The sequence below is a fragment of the Micromonospora sp. NPDC005163 genome (genome assembly GCF_053599835.1).
The window spans coordinates 95720-120250 of sequence record NZ_JBSFYP010000014.1; the positions used below are offsets into that span (position 1 = coordinate 95720).

The 24531-nt window shown below is 74.0% G+C and carries 25 protein-coding genes; 11 read left to right on the forward strand and 14 right to left on the reverse strand.

What is annotated here, in order from left to right; translation table 11 throughout:
• Window positions 1-34 precede the first annotated feature (34 nt).
• Window positions 35-853 carry a pyrroline-5-carboxylate reductase gene (gene proC, locus ACWD6N_RS12760; protein WP_354965043.1) on the forward strand — a complete coding sequence of 273 codons (819 nt, stop codon included), beginning with the start codon at window positions 35-37 and terminating at the stop codon, window positions 851-853.
• Between the two features lie 44 nt (window positions 854-897).
• The gene (locus ACWD6N_RS12765; RefSeq protein WP_354965042.1) at window positions 898-1248 is read left to right on the forward strand and encodes a DUF2203 domain-containing protein; all 351 of its coding nucleotides are present in this window, start codon (window positions 898-900) and stop codon (window positions 1246-1248) included.
• 101 nt (window positions 1249-1349) lie between these two features.
• Here the strand turns inward: ACWD6N_RS12765 and ACWD6N_RS12770 are convergent, their stop codons facing one another.
• Together ACWD6N_RS12770 and ACWD6N_RS12775 are read right to left on the reverse strand one after the other, a co-directional pair.
• The gene (locus ACWD6N_RS12770; protein WP_354965041.1) at window positions 1350-2054 is read right to left on the reverse strand and encodes a class F sortase; all 705 of its coding nucleotides are present in this window, start codon (window positions 2052-2054) and stop codon (window positions 1350-1352) included.
• Window positions 2024-2884: a DUF4397 domain-containing protein gene (locus ACWD6N_RS12775; protein ID WP_354965040.1), complete on the reverse strand. Its 861-nt coding sequence runs from the start codon at window positions 2882-2884 to the stop codon at window positions 2024-2026. Before ACWD6N_RS12775 ends, ACWD6N_RS12770 begins: the two co-directional genes overlap by 31 nt.
• Window positions 2885-3053: 169 nt before the next feature.
• On the opposite strand from ACWD6N_RS12775, the gene ACWD6N_RS12780 reads away from it, so the two are divergent.
• Window positions 3054-4658 (forward strand): glycosyltransferase 87 family protein, encoded by a 1605-nt coding sequence (locus ACWD6N_RS12780; protein ID WP_354965039.1) that lies wholly within the window; start codon window positions 3054-3056, stop codon window positions 4656-4658.
• Between the two features lie 28 nt (window positions 4659-4686).
• Here ACWD6N_RS12780 and ACWD6N_RS12785 read toward each other — a convergent pair whose 3' ends face one another.
• The gene (locus tag ACWD6N_RS12785; protein ID WP_354965038.1) at window positions 4687-5361 is read right to left on the reverse strand and encodes an NADPH-dependent F420 reductase; all 675 of its coding nucleotides are present in this window, start codon (window positions 5359-5361) and stop codon (window positions 4687-4689) included.
• A gap of 97 nt (window positions 5362-5458) precedes the next feature.
• Here ACWD6N_RS12785 and ACWD6N_RS12790 point away from each other — a divergent pair, with 97 nt between their 5' ends.
• Complete coding sequence (locus ACWD6N_RS12790; RefSeq protein ID WP_354965037.1) at window positions 5459-6304, forward strand: GNAT family N-acetyltransferase; 846 nt, start codon at window positions 5459-5461, stop codon at window positions 6302-6304.
• A gap of 11 nt (window positions 6305-6315) precedes the next feature.
• On the opposite strand, the gene ACWD6N_RS12795 is transcribed toward ACWD6N_RS12790, so the two are convergent.
• Window positions 6316-6810, reverse strand: coding sequence for a glutathione peroxidase (locus ACWD6N_RS12795; protein ID WP_354965036.1), 495 nt, complete (start codon window positions 6808-6810; stop codon window positions 6316-6318).
• Between the two features lie 168 nt (window positions 6811-6978).
• On the opposite strand from ACWD6N_RS12795, the gene ACWD6N_RS12800 reads away from it, so the two are divergent.
• The 4 genes from ACWD6N_RS12800 to ACWD6N_RS12815 all read left to right on the forward strand — a co-directional run bounded on the left by ACWD6N_RS12800 (window position 6979) and on the right by ACWD6N_RS12815 (window position 11798).
• The gene (locus ACWD6N_RS12800) at window positions 6979-8604 is read left to right on the forward strand and encodes a glycosyl hydrolase family 18 protein (protein WP_354965035.1); all 1626 of its coding nucleotides are present in this window, start codon (window positions 6979-6981) and stop codon (window positions 8602-8604) included.
• Between the two features lie 180 nt (window positions 8605-8784).
• Window positions 8785-9279 carry a nuclear transport factor 2 family protein gene (locus ACWD6N_RS12805; RefSeq protein WP_354965034.1) on the forward strand — a complete coding sequence of 165 codons (495 nt, stop codon included), beginning with the start codon at window positions 8785-8787 and terminating at the stop codon, window positions 9277-9279.
• An 88-nt stretch (window positions 9280-9367) separates the two neighbouring features.
• Entirely contained in the window at window positions 9368-10774 is a 1407-nt protein-coding gene (locus ACWD6N_RS12810; protein WP_354965033.1) for a class II 3-deoxy-7-phosphoheptulonate synthase, read from the forward strand.
• Window positions 10767-11798, forward strand: coding sequence for a threonine aldolase family protein (locus ACWD6N_RS12815; RefSeq protein WP_354965032.1), 1032 nt, complete (start codon window positions 10767-10769; stop codon window positions 11796-11798). The genes ACWD6N_RS12810 and ACWD6N_RS12815 overlap by 8 nt, the downstream gene beginning before the upstream one ends.
• A gap of 113 nt (window positions 11799-11911) precedes the next feature.
• Here ACWD6N_RS12815 and ACWD6N_RS12820 read toward each other — a convergent pair whose 3' ends face one another.
• Window positions 11912-12778, reverse strand: a complete 867-nt coding sequence (locus tag ACWD6N_RS12820; RefSeq protein WP_354965031.1) for a deoxyribonuclease IV — start codon at window positions 12776-12778, stop codon at window positions 11912-11914.
• A gap of 1 nt (window position 12779) precedes the next feature.
• A complete protein-coding gene (gene pknB, locus ACWD6N_RS12825) occupies window positions 12780-14765 on the reverse strand; it encodes a Stk1 family PASTA domain-containing Ser/Thr kinase (RefSeq protein WP_354965030.1) in 1986 nt (661 codons plus the stop codon).
• Between the two features lie 201 nt (window positions 14766-14966).
• Between pknB and ACWD6N_RS12830 the strand changes: the two genes are divergently transcribed.
• Entirely contained in the window at window positions 14967-15356 is a 390-nt protein-coding gene (locus ACWD6N_RS12830) for an Rv2175c family DNA-binding protein (RefSeq protein WP_354965029.1), read from the forward strand.
• Window positions 15357-15485: 129 nt separating this feature from the next.
• Here the strand turns inward: ACWD6N_RS12830 and ACWD6N_RS12835 are convergent, their stop codons facing one another.
• The gene (locus tag ACWD6N_RS12835; protein ID WP_354965028.1) at window positions 15486-16568 is read right to left on the reverse strand and encodes a polyprenyl synthetase family protein; all 1083 of its coding nucleotides are present in this window, start codon (window positions 16566-16568) and stop codon (window positions 15486-15488) included.
• 9 nt (window positions 16569-16577) lie between these two features.
• Window positions 16578-16976, reverse strand: a complete 399-nt coding sequence (locus ACWD6N_RS12840) for a helix-turn-helix domain-containing protein (RefSeq protein WP_354965027.1) — start codon at window positions 16974-16976, stop codon at window positions 16578-16580.
• A 278-nt stretch (window positions 16977-17254) separates the two neighbouring features.
• On the opposite strand from ACWD6N_RS12840, the gene metF reads away from it, so the two are divergent.
• The gene (gene metF, locus ACWD6N_RS12845) at window positions 17255-18172 is read left to right on the forward strand and encodes a methylenetetrahydrofolate reductase [NAD(P)H] (RefSeq protein ID WP_354965026.1); all 918 of its coding nucleotides are present in this window, start codon (window positions 17255-17257) and stop codon (window positions 18170-18172) included.
• A 44-nt stretch (window positions 18173-18216) separates the two neighbouring features.
• On the forward strand, window positions 18217-18906 hold the full coding sequence (locus tag ACWD6N_RS12850; RefSeq protein WP_354965025.1) for a CDP-alcohol phosphatidyltransferase family protein: 690 nt from the start codon (window positions 18217-18219) through the stop codon (window positions 18904-18906).
• A 9-nt stretch (window positions 18907-18915) separates the two neighbouring features.
• On the opposite strand, the gene ACWD6N_RS12855 is transcribed toward ACWD6N_RS12850, so the two are convergent.
• The 6 genes from ACWD6N_RS12855 to ACWD6N_RS12880 form a co-directional block, all read right to left on the reverse strand.
• The gene (locus ACWD6N_RS12855) at window positions 18916-20403 is read right to left on the reverse strand and encodes a phytoene desaturase family protein (protein ID WP_354965024.1); all 1488 of its coding nucleotides are present in this window, start codon (window positions 20401-20403) and stop codon (window positions 18916-18918) included.
• An 11-nt stretch (window positions 20404-20414) separates the two neighbouring features.
• Window positions 20415-21542, reverse strand: coding sequence for a glycosyltransferase (locus ACWD6N_RS12860; protein WP_354965023.1), 1128 nt, complete (start codon window positions 21540-21542; stop codon window positions 20415-20417).
• Window positions 21539-22381: a carotenoid biosynthesis protein gene (locus ACWD6N_RS12865; RefSeq protein ID WP_354965022.1), complete on the reverse strand. Its 843-nt coding sequence runs from the start codon at window positions 22379-22381 to the stop codon at window positions 21539-21541. Before ACWD6N_RS12865 ends, ACWD6N_RS12860 begins: the two co-directional genes overlap by 4 nt.
• Window positions 22378-22929 (reverse strand): GNAT family N-acetyltransferase, encoded by a 552-nt coding sequence (locus ACWD6N_RS12870; protein WP_354965021.1) that lies wholly within the window; start codon window positions 22927-22929, stop codon window positions 22378-22380. Before ACWD6N_RS12870 ends, ACWD6N_RS12865 begins: the two co-directional genes overlap by 4 nt.
• On the reverse strand, window positions 22926-23666 hold the full coding sequence (locus ACWD6N_RS12875) for a monooxygenase (protein ID WP_354965020.1): 741 nt from the start codon (window positions 23664-23666) through the stop codon (window positions 22926-22928). The genes ACWD6N_RS12870 and ACWD6N_RS12875 overlap by 4 nt, the downstream gene beginning before the upstream one ends.
• 65 nt (window positions 23667-23731) lie before the next feature.
• Window positions 23732-24220, reverse strand: a complete 489-nt coding sequence (locus ACWD6N_RS12880) for a YbaK/EbsC family protein (protein ID WP_354965019.1) — start codon at window positions 24218-24220, stop codon at window positions 23732-23734.
• Between the last annotated feature and the right edge of the window lie 311 nt (window positions 24221-24531).

The following is a 24531-nucleotide window of genomic DNA, read 5'->3' on the forward strand; positions in this document are numbered from 1 at the left end:
GTGCCGCGACCCGACGCGAGGGGGTACGACCGAGATGTCCGCCGGGGTGCACACCGTCGCGGTGATCGGCGCGGGGAAGATCGGGGAGCTGATGCTCTCCGGGTTGCTGCGCTCGGGATGGCCGGTGGATCGGCTGCTGGCCACCGCCCGCCGTCCGGCCCGCGCCGAGGAGTTGACCGCGCGCTACGGCGTCCGGGTGGTCGACAACCTGACGGCGGTGGACGAGGCGGCGGTGCTCGCGGTCTCGGTCAAGCCGCAGGACGCCGCCACGTTGCTGGACGAGATCGGCCCCAAGGTGCCCGCCGACAAGCTGGTCATCTCGCTCTGCGCCGGGCTGCCCACCAGCTTCTTCAACCGCCGGCTGCCCGACGGCACGCCAGTGGTCCGGGTGATGACCAACACACCGGCCCTGGTCGACGAGGCGATGACGGCGATCTCGGCGGGCGCGCACGCCACCGGTGCGCACCTGGCGCTGGCGGAGGAGATGTTCAAGCCCCTCGGCCAGACGATCCGGGTGCCCGAGTCGCAGCAGGACGCGGTCACCGCGCTCTCCGGCTCCGGCCCGGCCTACTTCTACCTGCTGGTCGAGGCCATGATCGATGCCGGGATCCTGCTCGGGCTGCCCCGGCAGGTGGCGCATGAGCTGATCGTGCAGACCGCGATCGGCTCCGCCGTGATGCTGCGCGACTCCGGCGAGCACCCGGTCAAGCTGCGCGAGGCGGTCACCTCGCCGGCCGGCACCACCATTTCCGCCATCCGTGAGCTGGAGAAGCACGGCGTCCGCGCGGCGCTGCTCGCCGCGCTGGAGGCGGCCCGGGACCGCGCCCGCGAACTGGCCGCCCAGGCCGACTGAGGCCGCAGGGGCTGGCCGCCCGGTGTGTGCCGCATACTGGCGCGGTGTTCACACTCGCCCAGGCTCGGCACCTGGTGGCCACCCTGCAGCCGCGCGTCAACGAGTTGATCCGGCTCCGGGCCGACCTGGCCGAGTTGCGCGTCGACCTGGCCGACCACGGCGTCAGCGCGCTCGGCGGGCTGGCCGAGGTGAAGGGGCTGGAGGCCCGGCTGCACGGCGTCGTTGACGAGCTGCACCAGCACGACATCCAGGTCAAGGGCATCGCGCCGGTGCTGCTCGACTTCCCCGGCGAGCGGGCTGGCCGCGCCGTGCTCTGGTGCTGGCTGGAGGGGGACTCCGACGTGCGCTGGTACCACCGGGCCGAGTGCGGCTTCGCCGGCCGTCGCCCGGTCTGACGCCGCGTCGGCGCTCCCACCACCGCACGATCCACTCGACATCCCGGAAACCGGGGCATCCCGGTGAGCCGGAAGCCCCGACATCCGTGAACCGGAGTCGATCAGCCGGCGGCGGAGTCCGGCAGGACCGGGTCGGCGGCGTCGGTCACCGCGAACACCACCACGTTGTCCCGGTAGTGCCCGCGCCGCCGGTCGAAGTCGCCGCCGCAGGTGACCAGGCGCAGCTCCGGGCCGGGCGTGGGACCGTAGACCACGGCGGTGGGAAACCGGTCCTTACGGGTGCGCAGCGACCCGGTCACCCTGAACGACAGGCGCTGCCCGCCGCGCCACACCTCCACCCGATCGCCGGGACGCAGCTCGCCGAGCCGGGCGAAGACCGCCGGGCCGCGCCGCGAGTCCAGGTGCCCGGCCAGCACAGCCGGCCCGGTGTCGCCGGGGGCCGGACCGCCGCCGTACCAGCCGGCCGTGTCGAAGTCGGCCGGCGGGATCAGCGTGCCGGCGCGGTCGAGGCCCAGGACGGTCAGCGCGGAGTCGACGCCGATCCGCGGTACGCGTACCCGGGTGGGTCGACCCTGCGGCGCGGGCGTGGCGGCGGCGGCCGGGCAGTCGTCGGTGCAGCCCGGCTGCCAGCTCGCCACCGGCGGCGGCGGGCCGGTGCTGGCCAGACCGACCCCGGTGCCGGCGACCAGGCAGACCGCCGCGCCGGCCGCGACCAGCGCGGCCAGCGGCACCCGACGGTCGCGGTGCCGTCGGATCGCGGGGCCGAGCCCGGTGTTCACCAGGTGGTGCGGCGCCGCCGACGCCACAGCAGCAGGCTCACCGCGACGGCCGCCGCGGCCAACCCGCCGGCCACCAGGGGGTACCCGCCGCGCCCGGTCCCGGCGACGCCGCCGGCGCCGGTGTCCACCCCACCGGCGGGTACCACGGTGCCGCCCTCGGCGTCGCGCCGCAGCTCGGCGGTGAGACCGCCCTGCTTCGCGTCGAGCACGAGCAGCGAGTAGACGGCGCCGCCGGTGAGCCGCACCTCGGTGTCGGTGCTCGGCCCGCCGGCCCCGGTCAGCCGCAGCCGCCAGCTACCCGGCTCCACCTGCTGGTAGTCCGTGGTGGTGGCGAACTGCACGCCGTTGGCGATCATCGGGCCGTCGGCGGCGGCCACGTCCAGCACCGGGGTCCGCACCGACGCCTGCACGACGCGTACCTTGGCGCGGCCCGGGGTGGGCGCGCTCAGGTCGTCGTTGAGCACCCGCAACCCCAGGTCGGCGTGCCGGCCGACGCCGGCCACCGTGTACGCGTCGCCACTGGTCACCGCGACCTCGGTGGTGAGGACCGGGGGATCGCTGGCGGGGGCGCCGGCCTCGCGCATCGCCACCGCGTACCGGCCGGGTGCCAGCTCCAGGTAGTCGGAGACCACGCCGTAGCCCACCCCGGGGAAGACCCGTGGCTTCGCGGCGTCGGGGGCGGCCAGGTAGACGTCCACGGCCGGGGTGTCGGGGGAGAGATGGGCGAGCCGGACGTATCCGACGGTGTCCGCGCTGGCCGGCGTGGCGACGCCGACGGCGGCGACGGTGGTGCCGAGCAGGAGCGCGCTGGCGCCGGCCAGCAGCCGGCGGGGCCCGATGGTAGGGAGCATGCGCATGTCGCCTCCGAGAGCACGGTCAGTGAGCGGGCGGCAACCCAGGGAACAGAGTCCCGTGTACGGGACCACGGCGCAAGTTGTCAGCGGCATGTCGCAGGATTTTGGAAACGTAGCGATGATCGTCGTCGACGGGTCATCGCCCACCGTCGCGGTCGCCTATTGTCGGGCGATGCGGGATCGCCGGGTGGCGCTGGTGTGGACGGCTTTCGCCGTCGTCGCCCTGGTGTCCTGTGTGCTCGTGTCACGACGCGAGGACCGCCTCTCCGACCTGCACATCTACTACGGAGCGTTGTCCGACCTGCGGGCCGGGCGGCCGCTGTACGGGTACGTGGCGGAGAACGGGGGCCCGTTCACCTATCCGCCTTTCGCCGCCCTCGTGCTGGGTCCGATCACCGCCGTCAGCGAGGGCGTTTTGCAGGTGGCCTGGTTGGTGGCGACGTGCGCGGCGGTCGTCGCCATCGCCGGGTCGGTCGGTGTCGCGCTGACCGCCCGACGGTCCCATCGCCCGCTCGTCGTGGCGGTGGCGGCCACCGTGCTGATGCTCTCCGCGCCGGTGCAGAGCAACCTACGGTTCGGGCAGGTCAGCATCTTCATCGTGCTGATGGCCCTGCTGGACGGGATGGGCCTGGTTCCACCCCGGGTGCGTGGCGTGCTGGTCGGGGTGGCCGCGGCGATCAAGCTGACCCCGCTGCTGTTCGTGGTCTACTTCCTCGCCACCGGCCGCTACCGCGACGCCGGCCGCGCGGCGGCGACGTTCGTGGCCTGCGCGGGGCTCGCCGCGATCGTGCTGCCCAGCGAGAGCTGGACCTACTGGACCGAGGCGGTGCGGCAGACGTCGCGGATCGGCAACCTGGCCTCGCTGGGCAACCAGTCCGTGCACGGGATGCTGTTGCGCGTCGGGGTCGACGAGGCGGCGCTGCCCCTGCTCTGGGCCTGCCTGGTGGCGCTCATCTGCGCGGCGGCGCTGCTGCGAGCCCGGCAGTTGACCGCGCAGGGCCGCCCCGGTCACGCCGCGGTGCTCGTCGGCTGCGCCACCGTGGCCGCGTCCCCGGTCTCCTGGACCCATCATCAGGTGTGGCCGGTGCTCGCCGCGATGCTGCTGATCGGCGCGTCCGGTGTCACCCAGCGGGCCGCCGGCGCGGCGCTGCTCGCCGCCATGGTCGTCTCGTTGGGTGCGGTCCTCGGTCCGGTGTCGATGCGGCCGGGCGTGCAGTTCCTGTTCGAGAACGCCCGGGCCGTCGGGGTGTGCCTGCTGTGCCTGGCCGGCTTCGGTGGCGTCGCGGTCGCCGCCGTCCGGACGAGCCGGCGACCGGCCGTCGGCGGGCGGGCCTGGTGGCGGGTGGGCATCACGGCCACGGTGGCGGTGGCGTTCTTCGCCGTGCAACCGCTGCCCGCCGGAGCGGACCCCACCTTCAAGGCGTACACCCTCGACGACGTGGTCAACCCACGATACTTCTTCGTCTGCCGTGGCCCGGTCGAGTGCGCCGCCTACGGCACCGACGCGCCGGTCACCTTCGGCACCCGGGCGGAGAAGACCAAGGTGCGGGTCAACGGCGTGGTCTCCGGGCAGGTGGCCCGATTGGAGTACTACTCCGCCCCGGGCGGGGCGCCCCGGACCATCCCCCTGCTCGCCGCCTACCCGGGGACGCGGACGTTCTCGTTCCGGTCGGCGAACATGGCACAGGGTCGGCTCGTCGCGTACGCCTCGGACGGCCAGCCCATCGCCAGCTACGACGAGGAACTCGCCGCCGCTCTCCGCACAACCACCCGGTAGGCGATCGCAGGGAGGGCGGCGGCGTTGCTCAGCGGGTCGCGGCGGCCAGCGCGGTGCGCAGCGTGTCGGCGTCGCCCTGCTTCGGGTGCTCCCAGTCGGTCGGGTCGGCGGAGTAGAGCGTGCCGTAGGCCGGCGTGTCCGGCTGGTAGCGCCACCCCTCGGCCAGCGGACCGACGTCCACCGCGTCGTAGCCGATGCGGTCCAGGAAAGCCGTCACCTCGGCCTTCGCGGCGGCGTCGTCGCCGGCGATCGCGAGGGCACTGCGGTCGGCCGCGCCGGACGGCCGGGCCAGCGAGTCCAGGTGCTTGAAGAAGATGTTGTTGAAGACCTTGACCACCCGGGCGTCCGGCAGGTGCCGCTGGAGCAGTTCGCTGCTGGTGACCTCGCCGGAGTCCAGCTCCGGGAAGTTGCCGTCGCGCTGGGTGTAGTAGTTGTTGGTGTCGATGACGACCTTGCCGGCCAGCGGCTCGACCGGCACCGCACGGTAGGCCTTGAGCGGAACGCTGACCACCACGAGGTCGCCGACCCGCGCCGCGTCCTGTGCCGTGCCGGCGCTGGCGTGCTCGCCCAGCTCGTCGACCAGGTCGGTGAGCGTCTCCGGCCCCCGCGAGTTGCTCAGCACCACGTCGTAGCCGGCGGCCACCGCCAGTCGGGCGATGGTGCCGCCGATGTGGCCGCTGCCGATGAGTCCCACAGTTGTCATGTTGGTTCCCAACTCCGTCCACCCGCGACACATTCCCGACCGCAGTGGTGGGTTATTCCACTTGTCGAGGCGCCCACGGGTGCGCAGAATGCCGTCCGTGCAGTGTCTGACCGAGGATCTCGCGACCTTCGCCGCCGGAGCCGACGCCTGGTTGCGTCGCGAGCCCGTCCTGCACAACGTACTGCTGACGCTCGTCGCGGACCGGCTCTCCGGTGACGTGCCACTCTCCGGGGGCGAGCGGTTCGTCCGGCTGGTCGACGCCGGCACGACGGTGGGTGCGGCGGTGCACACGCCGCCGCGCGGGCCGCTGCTGGGCGCCGTGTCGCCGGCGGCCGCGTGGGCGTTCGCCGAGCACTTCGTGCGGGCGGTGCCGCCGCTGGTCGAGGTGCACGGCCCCGTCCCGGCCGTAACCGAGTTCGCCGAACGGTACGCCGAATGTGCCGGCAGGGTGGCCGTACCCGGCACCGCGCAGCGGATCTTCCGACTGGACGCGGTCCGGCCGCCGGTGGGGGTGGCCGGACGCGCCCGCCCGGCCACCGTCGCGGACCGGGACCTGCTGATCGCCTGGGCCGCCGCGTACGCCGCGGAGACGACGCCCGCCGGTCCGCCGGTCGACGCGGCCGGGCAGATCGACGCCCGGCTGCCGCACGGCGACCTGCTCTGGCTCTGGGAGCGGGCCGGCGCACCGGTTTCGACGGCCTGGCTCAGCCGACCGGTCGCCGGCGTGGTCCGGGTCAGCGGCGTGTACACGCCGCCACAGTGGCGGGGGCGCGGCTTCGCCAGCGGCTGCGTCGCAGACGTCACCCGGTACGCCCTGGACGCCGGCGCCATCGCGTGCACGCTCTACACCGACCTGGCCAACCCCACCAGCAACCGGATCTACCAGACCCTCGGCTACCGCCCGCTGTCCGACGCGGCGCAGTGGCGGTTCGTCGCGCCGTGATGCCGGCCGGGTCAGGCCGTGGCGGGTAGCGCCTTCTCGATGGCGGCGCGCAGTTCGTCGGCGCCGGGCTCCACCGTGGGGGCGAATCGGGCGGCGACCGTGCCGTCCGGGGCCACCAGGAACTTCTCGAAGTTCCACCGGACGTCCCCGGTGTGCCCGTCGGTGTCCGGGGTGTCCACCAGCGCCGCGTAGAGCGGGTGCCGGTCGGGGCCGTTGACGTCGACCTTCTCGGTCAAGGGGAAGGTGACCCCGTAGTTGACCTGGCAGAAGTCGCTGATCTCGGCGGCGCTGCCCGGCTCCTGCCCGGCGAACTGGTTGCAGGGCACGCCGAGCACCACCAGGCCGCGGTCGGCGTAGGAGTCCGCGAGGGTCTGGAGGCCGGCGTACTGCGGGGTGAGGCCGCAGCGGGAGGCGACGTTGACGACCAGCAGCGCCCGGCCGCGGTAGCGGGCGAGGTCGGCGGGGCCACCGGTGAGGGCGTCGATCGGGATGTCGAAGACGGTCATGGCCCGAGGCTACGCGCCGGCTGACGGGGCTCCGGTGACGGGCGGAGCGGGCGCATTCCACGCCACCAGAAGAAATCGAAACATGTACATCTTGACGAAGTGATGACGCCGTGAGTACCGTCTCACCATCTCTTTTGGAAAGTTTCCTAACAGTTCGGGAGACGCCTCATGAAAAGATCGCTCCGCCGGGCCCTCTGGGCCGGTGCCGTGGTCGCCGTGACCGTCGCGGCGGTGCCGATGACCACCGCGTTCGGCGCCGGCACGGTCACCACCACGTTCACCAAGGCACAGGACTGGGGGACCGGTCACGAGACGAAGGTGACCGTCACCAACGGGTCCAGTGCCACGGTCAGCACCTGGCGCATCGAGTTCGACCTGCCGTCGGGCACCACCATCAGCAGCTCCTGGGACGCCGACGTGACCAGCAGCGGCAACCACTACGTCGCGGTCAAGAAGAGCTGGGCCGGTGCGCTCGCCCCGGGCGCCTCGTTCAGCTGGGGCTACAACGGCACCGGCGCCTACAAGGCGCCACTGAACTGCACCGTCAACGGCGCGGCCTGCGGCGGTGGCACCCCTCCGCCGACCACGACCCCGCCGACCACCACCCCGCCGACCACGACCCCGCCCACCACCCCGCCGCCCACCACTCCGCCGCCGACCACCACCCCGCCGAACCCGGGTGGCAAGAAGGTCGTCGGCTACTTCGCCGAGTGGGGCGTCTACGGGCGCAACTACCACGTCAAGAACATCCAGACCAGCGGCTCGGCCGCGAAGCTGACCCACATCCTGTACGCCTTCGGCAACACCACCGGCGGCCGCTGCGCCATCGGGGACAGCTACGCCGACTACGAGAAGGCGTACACCGCGGCGGACAGCGTCGACGGCGTCGCCGACACCTGGGACCAGCCGCTGCGCGGCAGCTTCAACCAGCTGCGCAAGCTCAAGCAGATGAACCCGCACCTCAAGGTGATCTGGTCCTTCGGCGGCTGGACCTGGTCGGGCGGCTTCACCCAGGCCGCGCAGAACCCGGCCGCCTTCGCGGAGAGCTGCTACAACCTTGTCGAGGACCCGCGCTGGGCGGACGTCTTCGACGGCATCGACGTCGACTGGGAGTACCCCAACGCCTGTGGTCTGACCTGCGACACCAGCGGCCCGAACGCGTTCAAGAACGTGATCAGCGCGCTGCGGTCGAGGTTCGGCTCCAACGCCCTGGTCACCGCCGCGATCACCGCGGACGGCAGCAACGGCGGCAAGATCGACGCCACCGACTACGCCGGCGCCATCGGCAACCTCAACTGGCTGATGCCGATGACGTACGACTACTTCGGCGCCTTCGCCGCCCAGGGTCCGACCGCCCCGCACTCCCCGCTCACCTCGTACACCGGCATCCCGCAGCAGGGCTTCAACTCCGACGCGGCGATCCAGAAGCTCAAGAGCAAGGGCATCCCGGCCAACAAGCTGCTGCTCGGCATCGGCTTCTACGGCCGGGGCTGGACCGGCGTCACCCAGGCCGCCCCGGGCGGCAGCGCCACCGGCGCCGCGCCGGGCACCTACGAGGCGGGCATCGAGGACTACAAGGTCCTCAAGAACACCTGCCCGGCCACCGGCACGGTCGGCGGCACGGCGTACGCCAAGTGCGGCAGCAACTGGTGGAGTTACGACACCCCGTCCACCATCAACGGCAAGATGACGTACGCGAAGAACCAGGGCCTCGGTGGCGCGTTCTTCTGGGAGCTCTCCGGTGACACCGGAAACGGCGAGCTCATCGGCGCCATCAAGGGCGGTCTCGGCTGAGCCGAGGGCCGACGCACCACCCACACGGCGGGGAGGGGCACGCACCGTCCCTCCCCGCCCGTGGCGCACCGGCCCGGTCGACGCCCAGCGTCGGCCGGGCCGCCGGCGTTGGGCGGGACCCGCCCGATGTGGCAGACTCGCGGCTCGGCAGTCTCGATGTCCCCGTCGACGGAGGTGGTCATGCGCCCGACCCACCGCAGGCTGGCGGCTACCGCCGCCGGGCTGGCGCTGCTGCCGGTCGCCCTGGTCGGCTGTGGGCTCACCGGCGGCGGCGACGAGCCGTCCGCCAAGCCCGAGCGGGCGCCCGCCGAGGAGGCCTCCACCCGGTCCCGTGAGCGCGTGCAGGCGTACCTCGACGCGATGACCGCCAAGGACGTGGCCGCCGGCCGAAGCCAGCTCTGCGCGCTGCTGCACGAGGGCTTCGACCTGGGCGCGACCGGCCCCAACGGCGACTTCGCGGACCACTTCGAGGTGCCCACGGCGGCGATCATCGACGTCCGGTCCGGCCCGCGCGGCCAGGAGGTTAGCGTCTCGGTGTCGGTCACCGCCGGCAAGCGCAAGACCACCCGGCCGCTGGTGTTCACCGTCACCCGCGACGGCGGTGACTGGTGCATCGCCGGGGAAACACCGGGCGGCGCCCCGCCGGCCGGCGTCGTCCCCTCGCCCGCTTCCTGACCTGCGCACACTGGGACTGATCTCCCATCTGCCGGAACCGTCCCCCTCGCCGCCCGGGCACCCCGGCGGTCGCCGTACGCTTTCTGTCATGCGCCATGAGTGGCATCAGCTGAGCCATCCCGCGGTGGGCAGCCCGGGCCTGCAGACCAGCCGACCGACCGTCGACTCCGCGGAGGACGCCGCCCTCGGTCTCGACCGCTGGCGGGACCTGCCCCGCGAGCAGACCCCGCCGTGGTCCGATCCGGCCACCGTCGCCCAGGTCTGCAAGGTGCTCGACACCGTGCCGTCGGTCGTCGCGCCCTACGAGGTGGACCAGCTCCGGCAGAAGCTCGCCCTGGTCTGCGAGGGCAAGGCGTTCCTGCTCCAGGGCGGTGACTGCGCCGAGACCTTCGCCGACAACACCGAGAGTCACCTGCTGGCCAACGCCCGCACCCTGCTCCAGATGGCGATCGTGCTCACCTACGGCGCGTCGCTGCCGGTGGTGAAGGTCGCCCGGGTCGCCGGGCAATACACCAAGCCCCGCTCGCTACCCACCGACGCGCGCGGTCTGCCCGCCTACCGCGGCGACATGATCAACTCGCTGGAGGCGGACCCCGCCGCCCGGGTCGCCGACCCGCAGCGCATGATCCGGGCGTACGCCAACTCGGCGGCGGCGATGAACATGCTCCGGGCGTACCTCGCCGGCGGGCTCGCCGACCTGCACGCCGTGCACGACTGGAACAAGGGCTTCGTGAAGAACTCCCCGGCCGGGGAGCGCTACGAGGCGATCGCCCGGGAGATCGACCGGGCGCTGGCCTTCATCCGGGCCTGCGGGATGACCGACGACGAGGCGCTGCGCACCGTCACCCTCTACTGCTCCCACGAGGCCCTCGCCCTGGAGTACGACCGGGCGCTCACCCGGGTCTCCGACCGCCGGGCGTACGGGCTCTCCGGGCACTTCCTCTGGATCGGCGAGCGCACCCGGCAGATCAACGGCGCACACATCGACTTCATCTCCCGGATCGCCAACCCCATCGGGGTCAAGCTCGGCCCGTCCACCTCGCCGGACGAGGCGATCGAGCTGTGCGAGAAGCTCAACCCCGACAACATCCCCGGCCGACTCACCCTGATCAGCCGGATGGGCAACCACCGGGTGCGGGACGCCCTGCCGCCGATCGTGGCCAAGGTCACCGCGGCCGGCGCCAAGGTGGTCTGGCAGTGCGACCCGATGCACGGCAACACGCACGAGTCGTCCAACGGCTACAAGACCCGGCACTTCGACCGCATCGTCGACGAGGTGCTCGGCTACTTCGAGGTCCACCGAGGGCTGGACACCCACCCCGGTGGCCTGCACGTCGAACTGACCGGCGAGGACGTCACCGAGTGCCTCGGTGGCGCCCAGGGCATCGAGGACCTCGACCTGCCCGACCGGTACGAAACCGCCTGCGACCCGCGACTGAACACCCAGCAGTCGTTGGAGCTGGCCTTCCTGGTAGCGGAGATGTTGCGTGGCTGACGCATTCGTGGACCTGCGGTCCGACACGGTGACCCGACCGACCTCCGGCATGCGGGAGGCGATGGCCACCGCCGAGGTCGGTGACGACGTCTACGGCGAGGACCCGACCGTCAACGCGCTGGAGGCCGAGGTCGCCGCGCTGTTCGGGCACGAGGCGGCGCTGTTCGCGCCGAGCGGGTCGATGGCCAACCAGATCGCCCTGCAACTGCTGGTGTCGCCCGGCAACGAGCTGCTCTGCGACGCCGACGCGCACGTGGTCACGTACGAGATCGGCGCCGCGGCCGCGTACGGCGGGATCTCCTCCCGGACCTGGCCGGCGGTCGGCGCGGACATCGACCCGGAGGCGGTCGCCGGGATGATCCGGCCGGACGGCTACTTCGCCGTCCCCACCCGGGCGATCGCGGTCGAGCAGACCCACAACCGGGGCGGCGGGGGAGTGATCCCGCTGGCCACCCTGCGGGAGCTGCGCCGGGTCGCCGACGAGGCGGGGGTGGCCCTGCACTGCGACGGCGCCCGGATCTGGCACGCACATGTCGCCGACGGTGTGCCGCTGGTCGACTACGGCCAGCTCTTCGACACGCTGTCGGTCTGCCTGTCCAAGGGCCTCGGCGCACCGGTCGGCTCGTTGGTGGTGGGCAGCGCGGAGAAGATCGAACGGGCCCGGTTGATCCGCAAGCGGATGGGTGGCGGCATGCGGCAGGCCGGCATCCTCGCCGCCGCCGGCCGGTACGCGCTGGCGCACCACGTCGACCGGCTGGCCGAGGACCACGCCAGGGCGGCACGGCTCGCCGAGGCGGTCGCGCCGTTCGGCGTGCTCGCCGCCGCGGTCCGCACCAACCTGGTCCCGTTGGACCTGACAAAGCACGCGCTGGACGCACGCGCCCTGGCGGCCGCCGCGCGGGCCGAGGGCGTGCTGATCTCGGTGCTCGGCCCGCGTACCGCCCGCCTGGTCACCCACCTGGACCTCGACGACGCCGGCGTCACCCGCGCCGCCACCGTCCTGGCCCGCCTCCTGGCCGCCTGACCCCGCCTCCCGCCCCCCTGCGGTTCCCTTAGTGATCAAGAGGTTTGCGTCAGATCCCGGCTCCAGGATGACGCAAATCTCTTGATCAACAGCTTGGGGCGGGTGGGGCGTGGTCAGGGGTGGAGGCGGGTGAGGGTGGCGATGTCGGCGGCGTGGCCGACCTGCTTCTCGCTGGGCGTCTCCACGACGATGGGGACGCCGGCGGTGGCCGGGTGGGCCATCAGCTCGGCGAAGGCGGGCTCACCGATGGTGCCCTTGCCGATGTTCTCGTGCCGGTCCCGGGTGGAGCCGCACAGATCCTTCGAGTCGTTGGCGTGCACCAGCCGCAGCCGGTCCGTACCCACGGTGGCCACCAGCGTGTCCAGGGTCGCCGTCATGCCGCCCTCGGCCGCCAGGTCGTGCCCGGCCGCCCAGGCGTGGCAGGTGTCGAAGCAGACCCCGAGCATGGGGTGCCGGTCCACCGCGTCCAGGTAGGGCCCGAGCTGCTCCACGCGAGAGGCGAGCGACCGGCCGCCGCCCGCGCTCGGCTCGACCAGCAGCATTGGCCCGCCGACCTCGGCGGTCCAGTCGAGCAGCGGCCGCAGCTCCTGGCGGACCTGCCGCATCGCCTCCTCGGCGTACCCCTCGTCCACCGAACTGCCCGCGTGGAACACCACCGCCCGGGCGCCGATCGCGATGCCCCGGCGTAGCGCGTGCGCCAGCGTCTGGGCGGAGCGCTCGACCGTGGCCGGGGTGGGTGAGCCCAGGTTGACCAGCAGCGAGGCGTGGATGAAGGCCGGGATGCCCCGCTCGGCGCAACCGTCGCGGAACAGCGCGTCCTGCGCCGGGTCACCCGGAGGTAGCGCCCAGCCTCGCGAGTTGGAGACGTAGACCTGCACCACCTCGGCGCCGGTCGCGTCGGCATACGGCAGGGCGGCCCTGGCCAGCCCCCCGGAGGTGGGGGTGTGCGCGCCGGCCGGTCGGGAGCGGGTCACCGGCATCTCAGAAACACCCGATGGTGACCTGGGTGCCCGGCGGCACCTGCGAGTTCTCGCCCGGGTTCTGGAAACGGACCACGGCGTTCGGGTTGAGCTGGACGGCCACCGGGAAGCCCTGGCTCTCCAGCGCCTGCTTGGCCTCCGGGCAGGGCAGGTCGACCACCCGGGGTACGACCACCAGCGGCGGGCCCTTGCTGACCTCCAGCTTGACCTGGGCGCCCTTTTCCACGCCCGTGCCGTCGGCCGGGCTCTGGCCCAGGATCTCGTCCTTGGGCTTGTCGGAGTCCTTGTAGGTCTCCACCAGCACGAGGTTGAGCTGGGCCAGGGTGGTTTGAGCCTCGGTCAGGCTCTTGCCGACCAGGTTCGGCACCGACACCGGCGCCCGCCCCCGGCTCAGGATGAGGGTGATCTTCGCGCCCGGTTTGACCTCGGCGCCCACCTTGGGGGAGCTGTCCACCACGACTCCGGCCGGCAGGTTGTCGTCGTAGCGGGCGGTGCCCTTGGCCACCACCAGGTTCGCGTTGACCAGGTCCGCCTCGGCCAGCTCGAACTCCTTGCCGATCACGTCCGGCACCGGGAAGCGCTCCGGGCCCAGGGAGAGGGTCAGGGTGATCGTGCCGCCCTTGACGACCTTGGTAGCCGAAGCCGGGCTCTGCCCCAGCACGCTGTCCTTCGGCGCCTTCTCGTCGTAGCGCGGCTCGCCGTAGGCCAGGGTAAGCCCGGCGCGTTCGGCCCGCGCCTGCGCGTCGGCGTTGCTCAGGCTGACCAGCTGCGGGGCTGCCGTGTAGCGGCCGACGCCGAACCACCAGCCGCCGAGCGCGGCCACCAGGACCAGCATCACCACCACGGCCCCGACGGCCAGCGGGCCCTGCGGGTGGGCCAGCACCCTGCCGCGCAGCGCGGCGAGGCGGGACCCCAGGCCATCCGCCGGCTCCGGGGCGGCCCGCCGTCGGCCCGGCCCCTGCCCACCGCCCTCGGGCAGCCGGGCCCAGGCCGGCCGCTCGGCCGGGCGGACGGTGGCGACCATCATGGTCGGCTGTGACATCGGCGGCTCGTCGGTCACCCGGCGCAGCACGGCGGTACGGCTGTTGACGTCGCCCAGGTCGTCCCGGGCCGTCTGCACCTCGGCCAGCAGCGCCCCGGCGTCGGCGGGCCGGGCGCCGGGGTCGCGCCGGGTGGCCCGCTGAACCAGATCGTCGAGGATCGGCGGCAGGCCGGGCACCAGCGTCGACGGTGCCGGCACGTCCCGGTCGACGTGCTGCCACGCCACGTCCACCGGGCGGTCACCGTCGTAGGGCACCCGACCGGTGAGCATCTCGAACAGCACGATGCCCGCCGAGTAGACGTCGGTGCGCGGGTCGGCCCGGCCCTCGGTGACCAGCTCCGGGGCGACGTACGCCACGGTGGCCATCAGCTGGTTGCCCTGCTCATCGTCGGCGCTCGCCTCGACCGCCCGGGCCAACCCGAAGTCGGCCACCTTGACCACGCTGTCCACCAGGTTGGCGACACCACCGGTGGGCGCCTCGGCGACCAGCACGTTCTCCGGCTTGACGTCCCGGTGCACCAGGCCGGCGCGGTGCGCGGCGGCGATCGCGGCGAGCATCTGCTCGGCGATGGCCAGCGCCTCGTCCGGGTTGACCCGGCGCCGCTCGGCCAGCACGTCGCGCAGCGTGCGGCCGCGGACGTACTCCATCACCAGGTACGGCAGCCCACCGTGGGTGCCCTGGTCGTAGACCGCCACCACGTTCGGGTGGGTCAGCCGGGCGATGGTCTTCGCCTCGTCGGTGAACCGGGCCACGAAGTTGGCGATCCGGGCCCGGGCCTCGGGCGCCTGCGTCGGGTGAATGATTTTGACAGCGACGGTGCGCTCGAGGCGCTCGTCGGTGGCGGTGTACACGGTCGCCATGCCGCCACGAGCCACGCGACCGCGAATGCGGTAGCGCCCGTCGATCAGCGAGCCCAGCAACGTGTCGGCGACCTGTGTGTCCATCGGCAGGGAGTCTATGTGTCCAGGGGGCAAAGGTTGAACAGGATGCTACAGCCGATGGCCAACCTGGTCCGTCCCGCTGCGCCCGCCGAGCTGTCCCGACCCCCTCATCCGCTGGTCGCCGGGCGTCTACCCGGGTGTTCGGACCGGTCGTCCCGGGGTGCCCGGTGGCCCGTCCGGGCAGTGGCGTGGCAGGGTGATCGGGTGACCGAACCCGTACCCGACCAGGCCGTGCCCGGCCCCGAGCTCGCCGGCCCCGCAGACCCGGCCGGCTGGCTCACCCTGCCTGACGTCGCCGAGCGCCTCGACGTGTCGATCAGCAAGGTGCACCAGATGATCCGCGACCGGGAGCTGCTGGCGGTCCGCCGCGACGGCATCCGCCGGGTGCCGGCGGACCTGGTGGCCAACCAGACCGCGCTCAAGCACCTGCCTGGCGTGCTCAACCTGCTCTCCGACAACGGCTACGACGACGAGGCCGCGCTGCGCTGGCTCTACGAGCCGGACGACACCCTCCCCGGCGCCACCCCGGCCGCCGCCCTCTCCGGCGACCAGGCCCGCGAAGTCAAACGCCGAGCCCAAGCCCTCGGCTTCTAACCCCCGCGCCCCCGCGCTTCCCGCGCCCTTCCGTGCGTTGATCATGAGGTTGGCGGCGTCCGTATCGGCGTGTCGCGCCGCTAACTTCATGATCAACGGCGGGGGCGCGGGGCCGGGCCGGGGGAGGGGTCAGTCGGCGCGGCGGGTGGCGGCTATCGCCAGGTCGACCAGGGCCTGGCGGGCCTCGGTGTCCAGGTCGACGGCGGTCAGCGCCGCCAGCGCCGCGTCGGTGAGCGTGACGATCCGCTGCTCGGTACGGGCCAGCGCCCCGCTCGCGGAGATCAGCTCGCGCAGCTGGGTCACCCCCTGCTCGTCGAGCTCCGGATCGCCGAGCCGGCTGAGCAGGAGCTCCCGGCCGGCGTCGTCGGTGGCCTCCACGGCCGCCGCCACCAGGTACGTGCGCTTGCCCTCGCGCAGGTCGTCCCCGGCCGGCTTGCCGGTCTGCGCCGGGTCGCCGAAGACCCCCAGCACGTCGTCGCGGAGCTGGAACGCCTCGCCCAGCGGCAGCCCGTACGCCGAGTAGGCCGTCCGCACGTCCGCCGTCGCGTCGGCCAGCGCGGCGCCGAGCAGCAGCGGACGTTCGACCGTGTACTTCGCCGACTTGTACCGGGCGACCTTGCTGGCCCGTTCCACCGAGGTGTCCCCGGTGACCTGGGTCAGCACGTCGAGGTACTGCCCGACGGTGACCTCGGTGCGCATCTCGTCGAAGACCGGCCGGGCCCGGGCCACCGCCCGTAGGTCCAGTCCCGCGGAGTGCAGCAACTCGTCGGACCAGACCAGGCAGAGATCGCCGAGCAGGATCGCCGCCGCGTCACCGAACCCGTCCGGGTCGCCGCCCCAGCCGGCCGCCCGGTGCCGGGCGGCGAACCGCCGGTGCACCGCCGGCTCGCCGCGCCGAGTGTCGGAGCGATCCATCAGGTCGTCATGGATCAGGGCGCTGGCCTGCACGAACTCCAGCGCGGCCAGGGCGGTGAGGACCTGGTCGCCGTCCACTCCGCCGGCGCCCCGGAACCCCCAGTACGCGAAGGCCGGCCGCAGCCGCTTGCCGCCGCCGAGCACGAACGCCTCGATCGCCTCCGCCACCGGGGCCAGGGCGTCGTCGACGTCGGCCAAACGGGCCCGCTGGCCGGCCAGGAACTCGGTGAGGGCCTTGTCGACCCGTTGCCGCAGGCCGGCACGGTCGACGGGAGACACGGGAGCAGCGTGGGTCACGCCACGACGCTAGCCGGTCGCCGCGTGCCGCGCTCCCCCGGCACTCGTGGCGCCACCGGCCCGCTCGCCGGTCCGGCTCCGGCCCGGCCGTCCGCCCGGCCGCGCGCCGGCCCCGCCCCGCCCCGGCCCGGTGGCCCGCGCCGGGCCGGCTCGCTGGGTGACCGCGGCGGCCTCGGCGAGCGTCACCAGCGGCACGTCCAGCACCACGGCGAGCCAACCGAGCCAGAACCCTCCCGGGATGCGCCGTTGCCGTTCCCACCGGGACACCTCGTGCCGGCTCAACGTCGGCACGCCCGCGGCGGCACACAACTCGGCGGCGGTGCGCTGCTGGCTCCAGCCCCGGGCCAGCCGGCACCGGGCGAGCAACGGGCCGAGCTGTGCTGGGCGCGGCGGTGGGGGCGGGGTCATCGGTCCTCCCGGCGGGCGTCGGTGCGGCGACGAGCGCCCGCCCGACCGGACGGGACCGGCGTCACCGCTCGGCTGCTGACCCCCGCGCGTGCCCCTGGGCCGCCCCCGCCGACCCTCCCGCGCCACCCATTACTACCCCGTGGGTACGACGGCTTCCGCCCACCCGGCCGGGGCGCGGGACGGCATCGGGCAGGTGGGCGCGCCCACGCATCCGTCGATCCGTGGGACGCGACGGGAAGCGCCTGGGTGGTGCGGACGCTGCCCGCTAGAGTCGGGTCGTGGCGCTCGGTCTTCCCTCGGTACTCCCCAATCCGCAGCCGGCGATCGGGGAGCTCATCCGTGACCGTCAGCCGACCTTCTCGTTCGAGTTCTTCCCACCCAAGACCGAGGTGGGGGAGCGGCTGCTCTGGCAGGCGATCCGCGAGCTGGAGTCGCTGCGGCCGTCGTTCGTGTCGATCACCTACGGCGCGGGCGGCTCGACCCGGGACACCACCGTGTCGGTCACCGAGCGGATCGCCACCGACACCACCCTGCTGCCGATGGCCCACCTGACCGCGGTCAACCACTCCGTCGCCGAACTGCGGCACGTGATCGGTCGGCTCGCCGGGGTGGGGGTCCGCAACGTGCTGGCGGTGCGCGGCGACCCGCCGGGCAACCCGGGCGGCGAGTGGGTCCGCCACCCCGAGGGCGTGGACTACGCCGAGGACCTGGTGCGCCTCGTGCGGGACGCCGGTGACTTCAGCGTGGGCGTGGCGGCCTTCCCGTACAAGCACCCCCGCTCACCCGACGTGGCCAGCGACACCACGCACTTCGTCCGCAAGTGCCGGGCCGGCGCCGAGTTCGCGATCACACAGATGTTCTTCGAGGCCGACGATTACCTGCGGCTTCGTGACCGGGTGGCGGCCGCCGGCTGCGACACCCCGATCCTCGCCGGGGTGATGCCGGTGACGCAGATCGGCACCATCGAGCGGTCCGTGCAGCTGTCCGGGGCGCCTTTCCCGCCGGCGCTGGCGGCGCGCTTCGAGCGGGTCGCCGACGACCCGGAGGCGGTCCGCCGGCTCGGCATCGAGCAGGCCAGCGAGATGTCCCGCCGGCTGCTGGACGAGGGCGTGCCGGGGATCCACTTCATCACCCTCAACCGGTCCACCGCGACCCGCGAGGTCTGGCAGAACCTCAAGGCCGGCGTGCGGATGTGACCGCGGGGCCCGCGACACCTGATGCCCGGCACGACGGTTGATCCGTGGTGGGCACACAGCTGAACTGGGACCAGTACGCCACGGCGTGGGCGCGGTTGCACGGCGGGTTCGACCCCCGCACAGCCGCGCCGGTGGTGCGCGCCTGGCTGCGGCTCGCGTACCACGTCGGGTACGTGCTGGGCCGGCTGCGGGTCAGCCCCACGGCGGTCACCGTGGCCGGAGTGCTGCTCTGCTTCTGCGTACCGCTGCTGGTGACCCGGCCGGCGGACGGGCCGTTTCTCGGCGCGCTGTTCGTGCTGCTCGCCTCCGTGGCGGACAGCGTGGACGGGGCGGTGGCGGTGGCCACCGGCCGCACCACCCGGCTCGGCTACGTCTACGACTCGGTCGCCGACCGGCTCGGTGAGGTGGCCTGGCTGCTGGCGTTCTGGCTGGTCGGCGCGCCGGGCGCGCTGGTCGTCGCGGGCGGCGCGCTGTCCTGGCTGCACGAGTACACCCGGGCCCGAGCGGTCTCCGCCGGCATGCGTGAGATCGGCGCGGTGACCGTGGGCGAACGCCCCACCCGGGTCTCGGTGGCGCTGGTCGGGTTTTTGGTCGCCGGGCTGGCCGGGCTGATCGAGCCGGACCTGGCCGCCGGCACCATCACCATGGCGACCGCGGTGTGGGTGCTGCTGGCCGGCTTCGGTCTGGGGCAGTTGCTCTCCACCATCCGCCGCGCGCTGCTCGACGCCGGCTGACCCCCGCACCTACCAGGCTGGGCCGATCTCGTCGGCGACGATCTGCGCGGAGAGGGTCACCATCGGCAGCCCACCGCCGGGGTGGCTGGAGCCGCCCACCAGCCACAGCCCGTGCGCGGGACCCCGGTTGGCCGGGCGGAGCAGCCCTCCGGCGGTGCCGTAGATCGAGCCACCCGGCGCGCCGGTCGCCGCGTCCAGGTCGGCCGGGGTACGGACCTCCCGGAACAGCAGCCGGTCGCGGACGTCCACGCCACGTTCGGCCAGCACCGCCAGGATCCGGTCGGCGTACGCGTCGGCCAGCCCTGGGCGTCGCCAGTCGACCGCGCCCGTGGCGGTGCCCTGCCGGGCGGCGTTGACCAGCACGAACCACGCCTCGTGCCCGTCCGGGCGGGCCATCGGGTCGTCGGCCACGGTGACGAACACCGTCGGGTCGGCTGCCGGTCGGGCCCGTACGCCGCGCCCCGGATCGCCGAAGACCGCGTCGAACTCCGCGTCGTAGTCGCGCGGGAAGAAGACGTTGTGGTGTGCCAGCCCGGTGCTGCCGGAGACGCCGAGCAGCAGCACGAAGCCGGCCAGGCTGCGGTCGGCCAGCCCGGCCAGCCGACGCGCGTGCGGCAGCAGGTCGCGGTAGACGGTGAGCGCGTCCACGTTGGCGACCACCACGTCGGCGGGCACCGGCGCGGTGACGCCGGCGAGGCGTACCCCGTGCACCCGGCCGCCGGCGGCGTCGATCCGGGTCACCGTGGCGCCGGTCCGCACGACCACGCCGAGGTCCAGGCAGCGGGTCAGCAGCGCGTCGGCGAGCGTGCCCAACCCGCCGCGCAGGTACCAGCCGCCGAAGGTCAGCTCGGCGTAGGGGACCGCCACCAGGGCCGCCGGCGCCCGGCGGGGGTCGGCGCCGGTGTAGGTGGCGTACCGGTCCAGCAGCATCCGCAGCCGCGGGTCGGACAGGTGCCGGCGGCCCAGCCCGCGCAGGGTGCGGCCCGGGGCGATGGCGGCCAGGTCGCCGACACGCCAGGCCAGTGACGCGAGGTCGCGGGGGGAGTCGACGGTGCGTCGCAGGATGTCCCGCGAGGAGGCGTTCCACACCCGCGCCGCCCGGCGCCACAGCCGTTGCCAGTCGGCCGCCGCCCGGTCACCGAAGGCGGCCCCGATCCGGGCGGCGAACTCGACCGGGTCGGCGCAGGAGTCCAGCGCCGGGCCACCGTCTCCGAAGACGTGCCGGACGATCGGGTCCAGCGGCACCAGGTCCAGGTATTCGTCGAGCTTCGCCCCGGTCGCCTCGAACAGGTCGTGGAAGACCTCGGGCAGGGTGAGCAGGCTCGGCCCGGTGTCGAAGTGGAACGACCCGGCCGGGGTGTCGTGCACGTACCGGCCGAGCTTGCCGCCGACCGTGTCGGCCCGCTCGAGGACGGTCACCTGGTGCCCGGTGGCGGCCAGCCGGGCGGCGGTGGCCAGGCCACCCACCCCGGCGCCGACGACCACGATCCGCGCCATGCCGCGCCCTCCTAGCTGACCGGGCGGCCCCGCCAGGTCAGGCGGCGCTGCTTTCGCAGATGGTACGACCGCGAAGTCAGCCAACCGAGGACCACGACCGACACGGGGTGTGCGAGCGCGTCGGGCCACCACCGGCCGCCGGTAGCTCGGGCGGTGAGCACCCGCCCGGCCACCCCGAGCAGGTAGCCGGCCAGGCCCACGGCGGCCACCACCGGCGCGCCGGCCGCCAGGGCGATCACCGTGACCAGCGGCGGGGCGGTGTAGAGCAGCAGCAGCGACGCCACCACGGCGGCCGCCGCGCCCGGGTGCCCGAACGACGCCCAGAGCGACTTCGAGTACCCGTCGCGCAGCTGCGGCCAGTCGTCGTACATCCGACATGTGGCCAGCCGGGAGCCGTCGGCCAGGGCGATCCGCCCACCGGCCCGCTTGATCGCCCGGGCCAGCTCGACGTCCTCCAGGATCTTGTCGGCGACCGCGGCGTGCCCGCCGGCGGCGGTGTAGCCGGCCCGGTCCAGCACCAGGAACTGCCCGCCCGCCGCGGCCAGCGACGGCCGCGGCGAGCGCTCCATCGCGCGCAGCGGCAGGAAGGTCAGCCAGAGCCACTGCAACAGCGGCTGCACCAGGCGGTCGGCCGCCGTCGTCACCACGATCCGGGGGTACGGCGACAGCAGCGTCGCGCGGGCGGCGCGCAGCTCGGTGACGGCCGCTGCCACGGCGTGCGGGGCGAGCACCACGTCGGCGTCGACGAAGACCAGCGCGGTGGCCGCCGGGTCGGCCCGGGTGGCCAACTGCCAGCAGGCGTGCGGTTTGCCCAGCCAGCCCGGCGGCGGCGCGACCCCGGTGAGCAGGGTGACCCGGGGATCGCCGCCGGCCACCGCGCGGACCACGTCGGCGGTGCCGTCGGTGGAGCCGTCGTCGAGGACCACGATGCGGAGCCCGGGCACACCGCGCTGGGCGAGCAGAGCGCGCAGGCAGGGGGCGACCCGGGCGGCCTCGTCCCGCAGCGGCAGCAGCACGGCCACCGGCTCGCCGACCTCGTCCGGCCGGTCGGTGGGCCGGCGCAGCCAGCGCGAGGCGTTGACCCAGGTGTGCCCGGTCAGCGCGGCGACGGCGAGCAGCAGGGCGAACAGGACGATCATCGGGTCGCGTCAACGCCGGGGCGGTGCGGCTGGTGGCCCTCCCGGTGGATGTCGGGGGCCCGGCGGGCGCGCAGCAGGATCACCGCCAGCGGCACGGCGGTCACCGACATGCCGGCCGCGCCCCAGAGCGCCGAGGCGGGCAGGTCGAGGAAGACCGCGTGGGCCAGGATGCTGGAGAAGTACGTCCACAGGTAGAGCGCGATCATCGGGTGGTCCCGGTGGTCGGTGCGCTCGGCGTCCGGGCCGGCCAGCGGGCGGAGCGCGCTCATCAGCAGCACCGCGAAGAGCAGCCAGCCCAGGTAGTTGCTGACCGGGATGCCGGGCAGGCCGGGCAGCGCCGGGGTGGCGTCCCGCCAGACCCAGTACCCCTCGGCCACCATCTGCGGGTCGAGGAAGAGGTCCCAGGCGGCCAGCCCCAGCGTGGCCAGGGCGATGCGGCGTACCCGCCGCAGGGCCGGCGAGCCGGTGCTGCCGCCGGTCAGCCGGACCGCCGCCAGCCATGCCGGCCAGGCCATCCACGTCCAGGCCAGCGGGATGATCAGCGGCACCCCGGCCAGCTTGGGGCCGAGCTCGCCGGAGTAGTCGTAGCTGCCGAACGGTACGCCTGTGGCCACCCCGATCGCCTCGATCGCGAACCCGCCACCGGTGGCCACGGCGACCAGCGCCACCGCGGCCCGGGGCCCCCGGCTGAGCAGCGCGTGGCCGACCGACAGAAGGCAGCCGAGCACGACGGTGGCCACGGTGAGCCCGGCCCGGGTCGCGCCGGTGGTCAGCGGGTAGCAGATCTGGGCGAGCACCAGGACGGCGAGCAGCGTCCAGGAGATGCCCCGCCGGGTCATGACGCCGGGCGCTCGAGCGGCAGATCCCGGCCGAGCACGCCGAACGGCCGCTCGTCGCCGGGGAAGTGGAAGTCGCGCAGGACGTCGACGAAGCCGAACCGCCGGTACAGCCGCCAGGCCCGCGAGGTCTTCTCGTCGGCCTCCGGGGTGGACAGCAGCGTGGTGTCGCCCTCGGCCATGGTGAGCAGGGCGCGCAGCTGGCCGGCGCCCAGGCCATGCCCCTGCGCCGGCGGCCGGACGTGCAGCTCGACCACCTCGAAGCAGTGGGTGAGCCAACGCTGCCGGGTCGGGGCGTCCAGCGCCCGGTGCACCTGGTCGTGCCACCACTGCCCGGGGCCGCCCAGGTAGCCGTAGCCGAAGCCGGCGAGGTGACCCTCGCTGGTCAGGCTGGCCACGGCCCGGAACCCGGGCCGGCGGACGTGGGTGGCGATGTAGCCGCGCCGGGCCTCCAGCAGATCGGTGCGGTATCCCATCGCCTCGCCGTAGACGGTCACCACGTCGTCCAGCCGCCGGACGAGATCGTCCGGCGTCCAGCGCACCAACCTCATGCCCGTCCACCCTTCGCCGTTCCCGGGTCGCCGTCGGCGACCCACCCGAGCACCGTCCGGTCGCCGACCACGTCGCGCACCTCGAACCGTGCGAACAGCTCCTCGGCGTACCAGCCCGCGGTGGGGGTTCGCATGATCGCCGCCCGGTGCTCCGGGTGACGGTACGCGAACGCCACCAGGTCCGCCGGGTCACGCCACACGCTCACCGTGCCCTGCCAGCCCAGCGGCGCCTCGCCGACACCGAACCGGGCCAGCAGCCCCGGCGCGTCGCGCAGGGCGGCGGCGACCGGGGGGATCGCCCGCCAGAAGGTGGCCGCCCGGCGGGCCCGCAGCCGGGCCCGGGTCAGTGCCAGCACCGGGCCGGTGACCCGGCCGCCCGACGGCTCGCCGAACGGCCGTTGACCGGACCACTCGCCCCGGCTGCTCAGCGGCCGCAGGTCGACCCGGGCGTGGGCGCGGGCGATCCGCCCCCAGGCGCGGCCGACCGGCGAGTCGTCGAAGCCGTCCGCCGCGGCGGGGGAGTCCCAGACGGTCAGCGCCGCCCACCGGGTCAGGTCGGCGTCACCCGGCCCGAAGCCGGTGCCCGTCCCGGTGCCCAGCAGCTTGCCGAACCGGACGCCCGGCAGGGCGCGCAGCCGGCCCGGGTCCATCGCCATCCGGGTCAGCGCCCGGGGCAGCGCGCCGCGGGAGGTCCGCCACACGTGCAGGGTGACCAGATCCGGAACGGCGCTGCTCACGCCACCGCTTCGCGGCGGCGCGAGCGCATGGCTGCTGTGCCTGCTGGTTCGCTCGCTCCGCTCGCTCACGCCACCTCGGCCGGGGCGCCGGCGGTGACCCGCAGCAGCTCGGCGTAGGTGGTCGGGAAGACCGCCTGCGGTACGCCGCCCGCGGCCCAGATCTCCGGGTACGCCTCCAACGCGGTGTCCACCAGGGTGCGCAGCGGTCGGGGGTGCCCGAGCGGGGCGACCCCGCCGATCGGCTGCCCGGTGTGCGTCCGGACGAACTCCGGGGTGGCTCGACGCAGCCGGGTGACCCCGATCGACGCGGCCAGGCCGGCGGTGTCCACCCGGTGCGCGCCGGAGGTGAGCACGAGCAGCGGCGCGTCGTCCGCGTCGAAGATGAGCGAGTTGGCGATCTGGCCGACCTCGACGCCGAGCGCCTCGGCGGCCGCCGAGGCGGTGTGCACCGCGTCGGGCAGCAGGCGGACCGTGCTGGGCTGGCCGGCGCCGTCGAGCGCGCCGGAGCCGTCCAGCGCGTCCTGCACCGCCCGTACGTTCGGGTGTGGCTGCATGTCGCCATTCTTCCCGGTCCGCAGTGCCGGGTTCACCCCGGTGCACCGGGCCGGCGCGTCACACGTTGCATTTTCGTCGGAGGGGAGGTGTACTGTCAGCAGCAGTTAGAACGAGTGTTCGATTGCCTCGAACGCCCGTTCCAACCAGCCGGGGCGCGGTGTTTCGCGGCGCCAGCTCCGGCCGGTGCGGCTCCGCGGGCCGCACCTGGGTTTCCGGGCAGTCGCGAGCCCGGTCCCGACAGGCAGGAGCGTCGCCCGCCGCCCACGACCCCCGGGCGGCGGGCGACGAACCCGCCGGTACGCCGGCCGGG